General features: G+C 51.1%; 1 pseudogene. It reads left to right on the top strand.

Annotated elements, in window-relative coordinates:
- Nucleotides 1-1,010: pseudogene (gene istA, locus KDK15_RS18970) on the top strand (IS21 family transposase); the annotation flags it as partial.
- Nucleotides 1,011-1,142: the final 132 nt, after the last annotated feature.

The following is a 1,142-nucleotide window of genomic DNA, read 5'->3' as shown; positions in this document are numbered from 1 at the left end:
GGTTATCAGTACAGCTGGTTCAGTGACCAATATCGCTCATGGAAGAACCAGGTAGACGTGGTCATGCGGCAAAACCATACTGCCGGAGAAAAGCTCTTTATTGACTATGCCGGTCAAACGATGCCTGTCGTTGATCAGTACACTGGCGAAGTACGACAGACACAGATTTTTATCGCCACACTGGGAGCCTCCAGCTACACCTATGCTGAAGCCACCTGGAGCCAATCGCTTCCAGACTGGGTGGGCTCACATGTTCGTGCCTTTGACTATTTTGGAGGTACTCCCAACACACTGGTTCCCGATAATTTAAAATCAGGTGTGAAACAGCCCCATCGGTATGAACCGGTGATCAACCCTACCTATCAGGACCTGGCCGAGCATTACCGGGTAGCCGTTGTACCCGCCCGGGTCAGAAAACCACAGGAAAGGCCAAGGTTGAATCTGCCGTACAGGTGGTCGAACGCTGGATACTGGCCAGACTGCGTGACCAGACATTCTTTACCCTGTCGGCACTGAACAAGGCGATTCGCAACCTGCTGGATGATCTGAACAGCAAACCGTTCCAGAAATTACAGGGTAGTCGTCGTTCACTTTTTGAGGGGCTGGACAAACCGGCACTCAAGCCTTTACCTGCAGAGCGTTATCAATACGCTGAGTGGAAAGAGGTCCGGGTACACATTGACTACCATGTGGCAGTAGAGGGCCATTATTACTCCGTGCCTTACCAGCTGGCCAAAAAGCAACTCTCTGTGCGCTTCACCCAGAATACGGTTGAGTGCTTTTACCAGGGTAAACGGGTCGCCAGTCATCAGCGGTTGTACCAGAAAGGCCGGTATAGCACTCAGCCTGAACACATGCCGGAAAAGCACAGACAACATGCCGAGTGGACACCGGAAAGACTCCAGAACTGGGCCGCCCAAACAGGTCCTGAAACAGAAGCAGTGATACGACGAATCCTCTCAGACCGCCACTATCCGCAACAAGGCTATCGCAGCTGCCTTGGCATCATGAGTGCTTGCTCTCCAGATTATTAACTAAACTCAGCTTCTAACCACTCCGAACAGGCAAAGGGTTACATCATCATTTGAAATGATGAAGTTCACACTGCAACTGTCTTTCAGTTATCGGTTAATGGCTAGCCC

The organism is Endozoicomonas sp. YOMI1 (assembly GCF_024606345.1).
GTDB lineage: Bacteria > Pseudomonadota > Gammaproteobacteria > Pseudomonadales > Endozoicomonadaceae > Endozoicomonas.
Note: the sequence above shows the minus strand (reverse complement) of the source record. Positions and strands in the feature narration are given on the sequence as shown.